14 protein-coding genes are annotated in these 13,412 nt (G+C 68.6%); 3 read left to right on the forward strand and 11 right to left on the reverse strand.

From position 1 onward, the window contains the following. Positions 1-4: 4 nt before the first annotated feature. Positions 5-301 carry a co-chaperone GroES gene (gene groES, locus QI450_RS12130; protein ID WP_024367421.1) on the reverse strand — a complete coding sequence of 99 codons (297 nt, stop codon included), beginning with the start codon at positions 299-301 and terminating at the stop codon, positions 5-7. A 224-nt stretch (positions 302-525) separates the two neighbouring features. Continuing rightward, positions 526-951: a hypothetical protein gene (locus tag QI450_RS12135; RefSeq protein ID WP_226774010.1), complete on the reverse strand. Its 426-nt coding sequence runs from the start codon at positions 949-951 to the stop codon at positions 526-528. 56 nt (positions 952-1,007) lie between these two features. Between QI450_RS12135 and QI450_RS12140 the strand changes: the two genes are divergently transcribed. Continuing rightward, a complete protein-coding gene (locus QI450_RS12140) occupies positions 1,008-2,243 on the forward strand; it encodes a class I SAM-dependent methyltransferase (RefSeq protein ID WP_226774011.1) in 1,236 nt (411 codons plus the stop codon). Between the two features lie 22 nt (positions 2,244-2,265). Here QI450_RS12140 and QI450_RS12145 read toward each other — a convergent pair whose 3' ends face one another. After that, positions 2,266-3,093 carry a shikimate 5-dehydrogenase gene (locus QI450_RS12145; RefSeq protein ID WP_282468019.1) on the reverse strand — a complete coding sequence of 276 codons (828 nt, stop codon included), beginning with the start codon at positions 3,091-3,093 and terminating at the stop codon, positions 2,266-2,268. A 41-nt stretch (positions 3,094-3,134) separates the two neighbouring features. After that, a complete protein-coding gene (locus QI450_RS12150) occupies positions 3,135-4,580 on the reverse strand; it encodes a glycoside hydrolase family 3 N-terminal domain-containing protein (RefSeq protein ID WP_226774012.1) in 1,446 nt (481 codons plus the stop codon). Positions 4,581-4,997: 417 nt separating this feature from the next. On the opposite strand from QI450_RS12150, the gene QI450_RS12155 reads away from it, so the two are divergent. Beyond that, positions 4,998-6,149 carry a glutamate--cysteine ligase gene (locus tag QI450_RS12155; protein WP_226774013.1) on the forward strand — a complete coding sequence of 384 codons (1,152 nt, stop codon included), beginning with the start codon at positions 4,998-5,000 and terminating at the stop codon, positions 6,147-6,149. 24 nt (positions 6,150-6,173) lie between these two features. Here the strand turns inward: QI450_RS12155 and tsaD are convergent, their stop codons facing one another. The 6 genes from tsaD to QI450_RS12185 form a co-directional block, all read right to left on the reverse strand. Then, on the reverse strand, positions 6,174-7,322 hold the full coding sequence (gene tsaD / locus QI450_RS12160; RefSeq protein WP_226774014.1) for a tRNA (adenosine(37)-N6)-threonylcarbamoyltransferase complex transferase subunit TsaD: 1,149 nt from the start codon (positions 7,320-7,322) through the stop codon (positions 6,174-6,176). After that, positions 7,319-7,786 carry a ribosomal protein S18-alanine N-acetyltransferase gene (gene rimI, locus QI450_RS12165; RefSeq protein WP_226774015.1) on the reverse strand — a complete coding sequence of 156 codons (468 nt, stop codon included), beginning with the start codon at positions 7,784-7,786 and terminating at the stop codon, positions 7,319-7,321. Before rimI ends, tsaD begins: the two co-directional genes overlap by 4 nt. A 65-nt stretch (positions 7,787-7,851) precedes the next feature. Beyond that, positions 7,852-8,523, reverse strand: coding sequence for a tRNA (adenosine(37)-N6)-threonylcarbamoyltransferase complex dimerization subunit type 1 TsaB (gene tsaB, locus QI450_RS12170; protein ID WP_226774016.1), 672 nt, complete (start codon positions 8,521-8,523; stop codon positions 7,852-7,854). Then, positions 8,523-9,161, reverse strand: coding sequence for a tRNA (adenosine(37)-N6)-threonylcarbamoyltransferase complex ATPase subunit type 1 TsaE (tsaE, locus tag QI450_RS12175; RefSeq protein WP_226774017.1), 639 nt, complete (start codon positions 9,159-9,161; stop codon positions 8,523-8,525). The genes tsaB and tsaE overlap by 1 nt, the downstream gene beginning before the upstream one ends. Further along, complete coding sequence (gene alr / locus QI450_RS12180; RefSeq protein WP_226774018.1) at positions 9,158-10,378, reverse strand: alanine racemase; 1,221 nt, start codon at positions 10,376-10,378, stop codon at positions 9,158-9,160. Before alr ends, tsaE begins: the two co-directional genes overlap by 4 nt. A gap of 203 nt (positions 10,379-10,581) precedes the next feature. Further along, complete coding sequence (locus QI450_RS12185; protein ID WP_226774019.1) at positions 10,582-11,673, reverse strand: carbohydrate kinase family protein; 1,092 nt, start codon at positions 11,671-11,673, stop codon at positions 10,582-10,584. A gap of 82 nt (positions 11,674-11,755) precedes the next feature. Here QI450_RS12185 and QI450_RS12190 point away from each other — a divergent pair, with 82 nt between their 5' ends. Next, complete coding sequence (locus QI450_RS12190; protein WP_226774020.1) at positions 11,756-13,195, forward strand: 6-phospho-beta-glucosidase; 1,440 nt, start codon at positions 11,756-11,758, stop codon at positions 13,193-13,195. A 17-nt stretch (positions 13,196-13,212) separates the two neighbouring features. On the opposite strand, the gene QI450_RS12195 is transcribed toward QI450_RS12190, so the two are convergent. Continuing rightward, positions 13,213-13,410, reverse strand: coding sequence for a hypothetical protein (locus QI450_RS12195; RefSeq protein ID WP_226774027.1), 198 nt, complete (start codon positions 13,408-13,410; stop codon positions 13,213-13,215). Positions 13,411-13,412 lie beyond the last annotated feature (2 nt).

The raw sequence follows: 13,412 nt of genomic DNA on the forward strand, positions 1-13,412 counted from the left end.
AGAGTTACTTTACGACGATCGCCAGGACGTCGCGGGCGGACAGTACGAGGTACTCGGTACCGCCGGTCTTGACTTCGGTTCCGCCGTACTTGGAGTAGATAACAACGTCGCCGACGGTGACGTCGATCGGAACGCGGTTGCCGTTGTCGTCAAAGCGGCCGGGGCCAACTGCAACAACTTCGCCTTCCTGCGGCTTTTCCTGCGCGGAGTCCGGGATAACCAGGCCGGAGGCCGTGGTCTGCTCGGCTTCGAGCGGGCGGACAACAATACGATCCTCAAGAGGCTTAATAGAGACCGACAAGGACCTCTCCTTTTCGTCAGCAAATTCGTGGACTTTAAAGCTGTGGTGCCAAGGCGCACAAACCGTCGTCGCGGTGCCGGCAGCGTACCTGGCAGGTCCAGCTTGAGTATTAGCACCCTCCTAGGGAGAGTGCTAATGACGACTCTATGTAAGTAGTTAGCACTCGGTCAAGGTGAGTGCCAGAATTTCGTCACCCGTTAACGCCGCACGACTGCCGGCTGCCCTCAGCCGAGGTCCTCGAAGTTCACGTCTTCGCCGTTGTCCGCGTCGCTGGCACCGGCCTCCCCCCGGTGCCGGTACAGCACCAGGGCGCCGGCGGCGGCAAGGACGACGCCGGCGGCCAGGACGACGATGCCGCCGGTTCGGGCCGCGGCATAAGTGTCCCGGATGTCCCTCGCCTCGTCGGTGGCGTCCGCAACGTCTTTGCCGCCGACGGAATAAACCGTGGCGTTGAAGGAATCAAGGAAAAAGATAATCACCAGCAGCGCCGCGCAAACCACCGCGAGCACAATGCCGGCGATCAGCGCCGGCCGGGCGTAACGGGCCAATCCCCGGCGGGTGGCCCGGCCGCCGTCGGCATCCCGGCCGGCGGTCCGGTCATTGGGGTCATCTGCGTCCGAGCCGGTGTTTGCCGTGCCGCTGTCTTCCATGCCGTCTAGCCTATCGGGCGCACGGCGCCTCGACTGCCTGAACTAGGCTTGATCCCATGGCTGACGCACCGCAGGACCAGATCGCCCCGCTCCTCAACCCCGCAGGCTGGGAGCTGCTGGCGTCACTGGGCGCGTACCGCGAGGACGAGGCGTTCCGCCTCAACGCAACCCTGCGGAAGGCCGGCCACTCCCCCGAACTCGTCTCTGCCGTGCTCACCCAGTCCCGGCTGCGGACCAAGGCCGAAGCCAAGTTCGGCGAGTTCGCCCGGCAGATGATTTTCACCCAAGCCGGTTTGGAACAGGCCACCCGGCTGACCGTGGCGGCGCGGCACGCGCAGCGCTTCGCGGCGGCAGGCGTTCGGCATGCAGCAGATCTCGGCTGCGGCCTCGGCGCCGATTCCATGGCGCTTGCATCGCTGGACATCACGGTCACGGCAGTGGAGCGGGACGAGACGACGGCGGCCTGCGCCACGATGAACCTGATCCCGTTCCGGAACGCCACAGTGCTGCACTCCGACGCGACGTCGGTTTCCCTCGAGGGAATAGACGGCGTCTGGCTGGACCCAGCACGCCGGACCACCTCCACCTCGGGCACAAAGCGCCTCTGGGACCCGGAGGACTTCTCCCCGCCGCTGTCCTTTGTTGAGTCCCTTGCCGGCGCCGGCATGGCGGTGGGTGTGAAGATGGGCCCGGGCATGCCGCACGACTCGGTACCCGGCAATTGCGAGGCCCAGTGGGTCTCGGTCGGCGGGGACGTCACCGAAGTCGCACTGTGGTTCAATGCGCTCCGGCGCCCGGGGATCCGGCGGGCAGCCCTCCTGCTCGGGCCTGCTGGGGCCGCGGAGCTCAGCAGCGCCGAGGATTTCAACGGCGGACCGGTCGCCCCGATCGGCCCGGTTGAGGGCTACCTTTACGAACCCGACGGCGCCGTCATCCGAGCCGGTCTGGTGGCCGACGTCGCACTCCAGCTGGGCGGCCACCTCGTGGACGAGCACATCGCTTACATCTGCGCGCCCGAACTTCTGGACACCCCTTTTGCCCGGGCGTTCAAAGTCCTGGACGTGATGCCCTACAACGTCAAGGCGCTCAAGGCCTGGGTCAGGGACCAGGGCATCGGAGTGCTGGACATCAAAAAGCGCGGCACCGCTGTCACTCCGGAGGAGCTGCGCAAACAACTGCTCCCCGGGGGTAAATCAGGCAGTGCCAAGAACAAGGGAAAGAAGGCGGCCACCCTGGTCCTCACCAGGATCGGCGAGGAGCGGGTGGCCATTTCGGTCGAGCCGGTCCAGTGACTCACCGCCGGATTCCGAGCGCCTACTGATCCCGCATAAAAGCCTCGGCTGCGTGGACCTGCTCGTCAGTGGGCCGGATCCCGGTGTAGAGCACAAACTGCTCCAGCGCCTGGATTGTCGCCACCTGCGCACCGGTGATGACCGTCTTACCGGCTGCACGGCCGGCCTTGATCAGCGGGGTCTCGGCGGGCAGCGCGACGACGTCGAAGACCACCGTCGCGGCGTCCAAAACCTCCTGCGGGAAGGATAGCGCCCCGGCGTCCGGCCCTCCGGCCATACCAATCGGGGTGACGTTGATGATCATGTCCGCCGCCCCCGCGCCGGCGGGATCGACGTCGGCGCGCCAGGCGAAGCCATAAAGCCCTGCGAGCGCCCGCCCCGCCTCCTCACTGCGCGCGATCACTGTGACGTCGCGGAACCCGGCATCACGCAGGGCGGCGGCGGTGGCCTTCGCCATGCCGCCGGCACCCAACAACCACACCGCGTAGGAGGCGGGTACTGCGTTGCGCTGCAGCAACTGCTCGATCGCCGTGTAGTCGGTGTTGTAGGCGGTCAGGGTGCCGCCGTCGTTGACGATGGTATTGACCGAATCGATGGCTTTCGCCGACGGGTCCATCACATCCACGAGCGCCGTCACGTCTTCCTTGTACGGCATGGACACGGCACAGCCGCGGATTCCCAGGCCACGCACGCCGGCGATGGCCTGGGCGAGGTCGGTGGGGGCGAAGGCCTTGTAGATCCAGTTCAGGCCAAGCTGGTCATACAGGTGGTTGTGGAAGCGCGTCCCGTTGTTGCTCGGCCGGGCCGAGAGGGAGATGCACAAGGTCATGTCTTTATTCAGGATGGGCACCCTTCCATTAAACGACAGGCCGGTCCCGGCCGGGGCCGGCATCAGTCACAGCCGGTGCCCGCGGGCTGGGACCCAACGTCGACCGGAAGTTTGCCGGGGGCCGTGGCAGTCCCGGCAAGAACCGAGGCCAGCGCGTCGAACGCGCCCTGGCTGCGTCCGTAGACCGCGATTCTGCTGCGGGCCGTGACGTCGGCCAGCGGCCAGGGCGCATCGAGGGCCACCGCCACCTCGGCTGCCGCCTCCGGTGCAGGCGGCTGTGGTCCGGCACCGATCAGCCGGACGAGCGGGCCCTCGCCGATGCTGATGCCGGCCTTGCTCGCGGATGCGGCGAAGCGCGAGCGGTCCTGCGCCGAACCGCCGGCCACACGGACGCTGGCCGGCACGATCGGACCGCGGCAGGGCCCGGCGAGCACGGTGATGGCGGCCCGGGAGACCTTTTGCGAGAGTTCGCTGCCGCTCCCGGGCGCCGTGCCGGGGCCCTGTCCGGTGCGGCCGCGCCAGATCATCATGGTAACTACACGCTGCGCGGCCTCCGCGAGCCGTGCCGGCGGCAGCGCACCGCTGCGCACGGCGCCGACGATCGCGGCGTGGGCCGCCTCGACGTCGGCGGGCATCAGCAGCAGGTCAGCGCCAGCGGCGAGGGCCAGCGGAGCGGCGGAGTCGTTGGGGTACCGGTCCTGGATCGCCGCCATGTTTAGCGCGTCGGTGATGGCAACACCTTTGAATCCCATCCGGCGAAGTTCCGCGTAGGCCGCCTTGGAGACGGAGGCCGGGACCCCGGGATCAAGCGCCGTCACGGCAATGTGGCCGGTCATGACCATCGGCAGCCCGGCGTCAACGACAGATTGGAAGGGCCGCAGGTCCTTGGCGCGGAGTGCATCCAGGCTGGCATCCTGGACGGGCAGCCCGGCGTGGGAATCCACGGTGACGGAGCCGTGGCCGGGGAAATGCTTGGCGGCCGGCAGCAGCCCCCCGGCCAGCATTCCTTGGGAAAAGGCGACACTGTAGGCGGCTGCGGCGTCGGCGTTGCCGGACATGGAGCGCGCGCCGATGGCAGGATCGGCCGGGCCCATGGTGACGTCGGCCGACGGGGCAAAGTCGGTGTTGAAGCCCAGTGCCGCCAGTTCAGCTGCCATGGCCCCGCCGGCCTCTCCGGCGAGGGGCGCACTTCCCGCCGCGCCGTAGCTCATCGGGGCGGGCCATTCGGTCAGCGGCGCCCTGAGCCGTGCCACCTTTCCGCCCTCCTGGTCGACGCCGATCAGGCCGGGCCAGCTGCGGCCGCCGGCGCGGGCCGCGGCCTGGAGCTGGCCGGCGGCGGCCTGCATGGCTGTGGTGTCAACGCTTCCGTCTGCGGTCCCCGGAACGTTGTCCCCCATGATGATGGAACCGGCCAGGTGCAGGCGCTCGATGACCGCGGCATGGGCGGTATGGTCGAGTCCGGGAAAAAACGGCAGCAGAACCTGGCCCGCCATCTCTTCGGTGCTCATGGCGGCAACAGCCCGCGCCGCATCGGCCGCGTCCCGTTCCTGCGGTCCCCATCCGAGCGGGCGTGTCCCGGCCAGGGCGGCGGCATCCTGACTATCGGGCAGCGGCGCGGCAGTGCCGCCGCTCGGCTGTGCCGGTCCGGATGGTGCGGCGGTTTGCGCCGCTCCGGAGGGCGGCGGCGCCGGCGGCCCGGAGCAAGAGGAGGTTCCGAGCACAAGCAGGACGACGGCCGGGACCAAGGCGGCCTTCCGCGTACTTCTGTGAACACTTTCACGTTTTCGCTGCAGTCTTGCCACCGGTCCGATGTTACCCCTGCACTAGACTTGAGGCACCGTTGCCTCGCCAACTGTCCGGCACATCCGCCCACGACGTTGCCGGTCGGGGCAGGGAAACGGACAGCAGAACAGTGAAGGGACCACATGAAGATTGATTTCGCTTCATCCAGGCAATCAACTCTTGGTGTGGAATGGGAACTAGCCCTCGTGGATGCGGAAACCGGGGAGTTGGCCTCCGTCGCCAAAGAGGTGCTCCGCGGCGTCGCTGCGCGGCACCCCGAACTGAACGAGGATGACGAGCACCCCCACATCAAGCAGGAGTTGCTGCTGAACACCGTGGAGCTGGTCACCGGGATCTGCAACACCGTGGCGGAAGCGAAAGCGGACCTGACCAGTTCCCTCGCCGCAGTCCGTGAAGTCACCGATCCGATGGGCGTTGAAATCTTCTGCGCGGGCAGCCACCCCTTCAGCCCGCCGCAGCTGCAACCGGTGACAGACAAAGAGCGTTACGCCAAGCTCATTGACCGCACACAGTGGTGGGGCCGCCAGATGGTGATCTACGGCGTCCACGTGCATGTCGGCCTGGACAGCCGGGACAAGGTGTTGCCGGTACTGGACGGCTTGGTGAACTATTTCCCGCACTTCCAGGCGCTCTCCGCCTCCAGCCCGTTCTGGGGCGGCGAAGACACCGGTTACGCCTCCCAGCGTGCCCTGATGTTCCAGCAACTGCCGACCGCGGGGTTGCCTTTCCAATTCGCCAACTGGGCGGACTTCGAATCGTACGCACAGGACATGTCCACCACCGGCGTGATCGACTCGCTCTCCGAAATCCGCTGGGATATCCGGCCCGTCCCTCATTTTGGCACCATCGAGATGCGGATCTGTGACGGCCTGGCAACCCTGGAGGAAGTCGGCGCCGTCGCAGCGCTGACCCAATGCCTCGTTGATGAGTTTTCAACGACACTGGACAACGGCGGCACCATTCCCACCATGCCGCCCTGGCATGTCCAGGAGAACAAGTGGCGTGCCGCCCGCTACGGCCTGGACGCCATCATCATCCTGGACGCGGAGGGGAACGAGCAGCTTGTTACGGACCACATCCGCGAAACTGTCGCACGGCTCCGGCCCGTCGCCGAGAAGCTGGGCTGCGCTGCGGAGCTGGCGGACGTCCTGAAGATCGTTGAGCGCGGCGCCGGATACCAGCGGCAGCGGCGCGTGGCGGCAGAGCACGGCGGGGACCTGCGCGCCGTCGTACTGGACCTGGTCCAGCAGATGCGCCAGGGCCCCGAAGCGTAGAGCCGGGGCCGCGCCGGGGCGGCCTCAGGCCGAGACGGTGGTGACCGGCATCGAGGAATCCGGGGCGAAACCGAGGCCGCTTGGCGCGATCCCGGCCATCACCAGCTGGGCGCCGAGCGCGGCGACCATGGCGCCGTTGTCCGTGCACAGGGCAAGCGGCGGGACGGTCAACCGGATCCCGGCGGCGCTGCACCGCTGTTCCGTGAGCTGGCGCAGCCGTGAATTTGCCGCCACGCCGCCGCCCAGCAGGAGGTCGGTGATGCCGTTCTCCCGGCAGGCCAGCACCGCTTTGGAGGTAATGATGTCCACGACCGCCTCCTGGAAGGCTGCGGCGATGTCCGCCACCGGCACCGTCTCGCCGCGTGCCTCGAATTGCTCCACGCAGCGCGCGACGGCGGTCTTGAGTCCGCTGAACGACCAGTCGTAGCGGTGCGGGCCGGGTTCGTCCGCGGACCCCATGTACTTGGGCTGGCTCAGGCCGCGCGGGAAGCGGATCGCTTTGGCGTTGCCGGTGCGTGCCAGCGTGTCGATGGCCGGTCCGCCCGGATAGCCCAGGCCCAGCAGCCGCGCCACCTTGTCGTAAGCCTCGCCGGCGGCGTCGTCGATCGTGGACCCGAGCAATTCCACGTCCGCGGTGATGTTCCGGATCCGCAGGATTTCGGTGTGCCCGCCGGAGACCAGCAAGGCCCCCAGGTTTTCCGGCAGGCCGTTTCGCGGCACGGTACTCCCGCGCCCGCCGGCTGCCGCCGCGGACCCGGCGAAAGCCTGCGGGCCGCCGTCGTCCGGCTGGAGCAGGCCGACGCCGACATGGGCGACGAGGTGGTTGATGGCGTAGAGCGGTTTGCCCGTTGCCACAGCGAGCGCCTTGGCCGCGCAGACACCCACCATCAGGGCTCCCGCGAGGCCCGGACCGGAGGTCACGGCGATCGCATCGATGTCCTCCAGCGTCACCCCGGCCTCGGCCAGGGCCGCGCGGAGCGTGGGGACGAAGGCATCGAGATGGGCGCGGGAGGCGATCTCGGGGATCACGCCGCCGAACCGGACATGCTCATCCATGGAGGAGGACACCGTGTTGGTCAGCAGCCGGGTCCCGCGGACAATCCCGACGCCGGTCTCGTCACAGGAGGACTCAATGCCCAGGACCAGCGGCCGGACATAAGTGGTGCGGTTCATGGTCGGGCTGCTTCCCTGGGAGTGGCATCGGATTCGGGACTGGTCAGCCGCAGCCGCATGATCAGCGCGTCAACGCCGTCGCGGTAGTAGCGGGCCCGGAGGTGGATCTGCTCGAACCCGTAGCGGCGGTAGAGCTGTTGTGCCCGGGGGTTGTCGGCCCGGACCTCCAGGAGCACGTCCTCGGCACGGCGCAGCCGGCTTTCCATGATGAGCGCTGTGAGCAAAGCCGAACCAATGCCCCGGCCCTCGTAATCCGGCGCAACCGCAATGGTCTGGACATCCGCGATCGGCTCGATGCACATCAGCCCTGCATAGCCCACAATCTGCCCTGCCCGCTCGGCCACGAGGTAGTGCCGGGTGCCGGCCTGCGCCAGTTCGGCGACAAACATCTGCAGTGGCCAGGCGTCCACCGGGAACAGCTGGCGCTCCAGCTCATCCACTGCGGGAATGTCCGCAGCGGTCATGAGCCGAAGTCTCACGCCGCCGGGCAGCGCTGCCGGTTCCGCACCGCGGCCAGCGGACGGGGCGTTCACAGCGCCCTCTTCCGCGGACCGGGTACCTGGGCGTCGGACTCGCGCAGGTAGAGCGGGGTGGAGTCGAGCAGCTGTTCGCCCGCCGCGAGCCGCGCGAGGGCGAACTGGCCCAGCGACAGGGCTTCCGGCTGGCGGGAGCTGAACTCGGGAACGGCCTTAACGAGGTCTGCATAGAGACCGGCGCCGGCGCCGTAGACGGGAAGCTCGGGCAGCGCCCCGGCAAAGCCGACGTGCGGGCCGTCCAGCAGCTGCGGCAGCTGGCCGCTGGCCAGGGCGTACCGGGCCCAGTAGACCTCTTTGCGCCGGGCATCCGTGGCGACAATGAACTCCGGCGCCGCGACCGTGGACTCCGCCACTTCCAGGGCGATGGCGTCAAGGCTCATGAGGCCATGGAGCGGCTTGCCCCAGACGAACGAGAGGGTGCGGGCCGTGACGATCCCCGAGCGCAGCCCGGTGAACGGACCCGGTCCTACTCCGACGACGACGGCGTCGACGTCGGAGCCGTCCAATCCGGCCTCCGTAAGGAGCGCCGCGATTCCCGGGGCCAGTACTTCGGCGTGGCTGCGGGTATCTTGTGTGGCGAAGCTCGCCACCACCGATTCCGGGGTGTCATCGGAAACGAGGGCGGCGCTGGCCACGGCCGAGGTGTCGATGGCAAGGATCAGCATCAGGTCCCTTCCGGGGTGGTGGGCAGGGGCTGCGCGGGATTCTCGCCGGGAGCGGGCAGCACGGGCCGGTCCACCCAGCGGGGACCGAACCCGCGGATCATGATGGTGCGAGGTTCATTGTTGTCCGCAGGGTCAAAATCCAGGGTGTCTGGTTCAACGGGGCCGGGCACAACGGGGCCGGGCACCGACGCGGCAGCTGGTGGCGCAGCGGCGCCGCCGAGGCTGCGGACCAGATCCACCTCGAGCCGGCTCTCGCTCAAGTGTTCCACCCGGTCCCGGCCCCATTCGACAACTGTGACGGCGCTGTCCATGGTGTTTTCCAGGTCGATGTCGTCGATTTCCGACGCGGAACCCAGCCGGTACGCGTCCACGTGCACCAGGTCCGGACCGCCCGGACGGGAACCGGAGGGCAGGTTCGGGTGGATGCGAACGAGCACGAACGTCGGTGAGATGATGCCGGCACGGACGCCCAGTCCCTCGCCGAGGCCTTGGGTGAAGGTGGTTTTTCCCGCTCCGAGCTCGCCGGTGAGGACCAGCAGGTCACCGGCCTGGAGCTGGGTACCGAGGACGGCGGCAAGGGCGTGGGTTTCCTCCGCGCTCCGGACTGTCAGGGTCCGTTCCCAGAGCACCCCGCTCACGGTTGCGACCCCTCGCGGCCGGGCATTTCATTGATGTAGCGGCGCGGAACCCGGGGACTGATCCGCGTGACGATCTCATAATTGTTGGTGCCGGCGGCCCGGGCCCAGTCCTCGGCGGTGGGACCGCCGTCCTCACCGTTGCCAAAGAGCACGGCCTCGGCGCCCAGCACGCTGGTCCCTCCGGCCGACACACTGAGCGGACCGAGGTCGATCACCATCTGGTCCATTGCGATGCGTCCCACCACGGGGTAGTTCACACCACGGACCCGGACGGGTCCGCCGGTTGCGATCCGCGGGACCCCGTCGGCGTAGCCCAGCGGGATCAGGCCGAGCGTGCTGGCGCTGCCGGTGCGGTAATTCAGCCCGTAGGAGACGCCCTGGCCGGCGGGCACGTCTTTGCAGTGCGAGACCACCGTACGGACGGTCATGGCGGGGCGCAGGCCCAGTTCTTCCGGGCTCTGGTCCTCGAACGGGGACAGCCCGTAGAGGCCCAGGCCCACGCGGACCAGGTCAAAGTGTGTGTCCGGCCGCGACAGCGTGGCCGGGGTGTTAGCAAGGTGCCGTACCTCGGGGTCCACGCCGGCGTCCTGGGCGATAGCGAGGGCTTCGCGGAAGGCGGCCAGCTGCTCGTCCGTTTCCGGCCGTTCGGGTTCGTCGGCGACGGCCAGATGGGAAAAAATACCCACCACGCGCAGGAGGCCCTGGTCTTGGTAATCCATGGCTTCGCCGACCACACCGTCCCAGGCACTCATGGTTGCCCCGTTGCGGCCCAGCCCGGTGTCCACTTTTAGGTGCACACGGGCTGGCCGTTCCTGCTCCCGGGCTGCAGCCACGGTGCGCTTTAGATCCCACCCCGAGCACCCGATGTCAATCCCGGCGGCCACGGCGGCGGCGAAGTTACTCTCCGGGGTGTGCAGCCAGGCAAGCACGGGCGCCTCGATCCCGGCGGCGCGCAGGGCCAGGGCTTCGGAAATATGGGCGGTTCCCAGCCAGGTGGCGCCGGCGCCAAGGGCAGCACGGGCCACCGGAACGGCGCCGTGACCGTAAGCATCGGCTTTGACCACTGCCATCACCCGCGCCGGTGATGCTACGGCTGCGATGCGGCGGACGTTGTGCCGGATGGCTGCAAGGTCGATTACGGCCGAGCGTTCTTCGGCGTGGCCGGGCTGGGCCTCCGGGACGGGCCGGAAGTCACCTGTTGCTGCTGGGTAAGTCACTTAACGATTCTAGGGGTGGCCGCGCATGGGGCTTAATTCAGGCCCCGCGGCAGCCCTGCTCCTGGGGACATGCCCACTGTTAGCACCCACCGCTGGGCACAACAGGTTTATGCCCATTCCCCGGCCCGCACGGAGAGCATGTCCACCGGGACGGGAGCCCACCGGCGGACATGTCCGCTGGTGGGCTCCCGGTTGGAACAGCGCTACGCGTCCGAGAGGTGGGCGATGGTCGCCGTCGCCCGCCGCTGCGCCTCCGGCGGTACGTCCCGGATGATGTCCTCCAGAAAACGGTAGCGCCGCATCCACTGGCTGGACTGGCGTTCCTTGCGGGCGTTGGCCCGCTGCCACCAGTCGGCGATGTCCCCCCAACCGGGCGCCGCCAGCGAGCCGCCGACCTCCTGCACTGCCAGGGCCGCGCAGAGATTGGCAAACCTCAACCTGTCACCCAGCGGCCAGCCGGCCAGGCAACCGACGATGAAGGCGGCTCCGAAGCAGTCCCCCGCACCGGTCGGGTCGAACGCGGACACGGGCAGCGACGGCACCCACTCCTCCTCGCCCGTTTCGGAGTCCACCGCCATCGCCCCCTGGGATCCAAGGGTCACGACGGCGACCGGCACCTTGTCCGCCAGGGCGTAGAGTGCGGCCCACGGGTTGTCATGGCGGGTGAAAGCCATGGCTTCGTGCTGGTTGGGCAAAAAGGCGTGGAAATACTTCAGGTTGTCCAGCCGGGAGGAGGACCAGGCGCCGGTGGGATCCCAGCCGACGTCGCCGAACAGCCGGACCCCGGCTTTGTGCGCGTCAATTGCCCACGGCTCCACTTCCTCGCCGAGCTCCGCGACGGCGGCGAGCGCTGGCGGCGGCTTGCCGATCAGTTCGCTGGAGCTGACGGGGGCCGGGTGCCCGTGGGTCACCATGGACCGGTCATGCTCCACGCTCAGGGAGACTGTGACCGGTGAATGCCAACCGGCGACCCGCCGGGACAAGGACAAGTCCACGTGCTCCTGTCCGGCCAGTATCTTCCAGTTGTAGTCGCCGTAGCCGTCATCGCCGAAGGCAGCCGCCAGCCCGGTCCGCAGCCCCAGCCGTGCCGCGGCGATGGCCTGGTTGGCTACGCCCCCGGGGCAGCTGCCCATCCCGTCGCTCCAGATCTCGGTGCCGGCGACGGGGGCGTGCGGCAGCCCGGTGAAAATGATGTCCTGAAAGACCGTCCCCGTGAGCAACAAGTCAAAACCCGCCGCACCGGGGGTACGGGCGGAGGCAAGCGGATCAAATCGCTGCGTCGGAAGCGCGTCCATAGTTGGCACCCTACGCCGTCGAGGTACCGCTGGAAAGGCGCCTGCCGGTCCAGTCGGTCCCCTCCGCGCATAGACTGTCGGCATGCGGCTGATGATTGCCGGCGGCGGCGGATTCCGGGTACCGCTGATCTACCGGGCGCTCTGTGCGGGGCCCTTCGCCGGGCTGGTCCGGGAACTGGTGCTGTACGACGTCGATCCCGGCCGCCTCGACGCGATCCGTGCGGTGCTTGCCTCGTACCCGGCACCGTACGTGCCAGGCACCGCAACCTTACCCGCGGTGCGGGCCACCACATCCCTGGCCGAGGCGCTGTCCGGCACGGATCTGGTGTTCGCCGCGATTCGTCCCGGCGGGACGGCCGGGCGAACCGCCGACGAGCGGGTGGCCCTGGACCTCGGGCTCCTGGGCCAGGAGACCACAGGAGCCGGCGGCATCTCGTACGCGTTGCGGTCGATTCCGCGCATGCTGGAGCTCGCTGAGCAGATGCGGCGCCACTGTCCTGACGCGTGGCTGCTGAATTTCACGAATCCGGCGGGCATGGTCACCGAGGCCCTTGTGCCGGTCCTCGGGCCCAAGGTGGTCGGCATCTGCGATTCGGCCAGCGGGCTGGTGCACCGGGCTGCGGGTGCCGCGGGCGTCGCACTGCCCGCGGGGACGCTCGACGGCGTCGGGTACTACGGCCTCAACCACCTGGGCTGGCTCTACCGTCTGGAGTCCGGCGGCCAGGACATGCTTCCGGGACTGCTGGCCGATGCAGACGGTTTGGCCGGTTTCGAGGAAGGACGCCTGTTTGGGCAACCTTTCCTTGCGGAACTGGGATGCCTGCCGAACGAATACCTCTACTACTACTACGAGACCGGCCGCGCCCTGGCCGGCATCAGGTCCGCCGCCACGACCCGCGGCGAGTCCATCGAACGGCAGCAGTCCGAACTGTATCCGCGGCTCGCGGCCGCCGGCCAGGACGCCTACCGGCTCTGGGACGCCGCGCGCCGATCCCGTGAGGAAGGCTACCTCGCCGAGGCCCGATCCGCCGGCGAGCGCCGGGATGAAACGGATTTGGCCGGCGGCGGCTACGAACGGGTTGCCCTCGCCGTGATGCGCGCCCTCTCCGGCGGCGGCCCGGCGGAGCTGATCCTCAATACCCGCAACACCTGCGGCGATCCGGCAGCGGGCCGGATCGCGGCTATTCCGGGACTGCCCGCGGACGCCGTCGTCGAGGTCCCCTGCCAGGTAACGCCCGACGGCGTTGTTCCCCTTCAGCAGGAACGCCCGGCACCGGCGCAACTGGCCCTGCTGCAGCAGGTCAAGGACGTCGAGCGCCTCGTTGTGAGCGCCACCCGCCGGGACGCCGGGAGCGCCGGAACCGGGCGCCGGGATGCGGCCCGGGCTGCTTTTGCCAGGCACCCGCTGGCCGGCTCCGGACCCGGCGGTTCCGGGGACCTCGACTCCGGGGACCTCGCGGGAAGGCTGCTGGCCGGCTACGAACGGGCGTTTCCGGAACTGCAGAATCTGTGGCGGGATTAAGTGCCGAGACCGCGGCGCTATAGCCTGCGGTACATGACGTGCAGTCCGACGTAGCCCAGGCGTGGGTGCAGGAACGCTTCCGGGAGGGTGGCCAGCACCTCGAAGCCCAGGGACTGCCAGGCGGCAACGGCATTGACGTTGCTTTCCACCACGGCGTTGAACTGCATCGCACGGAACCCGGCGGCCCGCGCTGCGTCCAGCGAATAGGCGCACAACG

The sequence above is a fragment of the Arthrobacter sp. EM1 genome, from assembly GCF_029964055.1.
GTDB lineage: Bacteria > Actinomycetota > Actinomycetes > Actinomycetales > Micrococcaceae > Arthrobacter.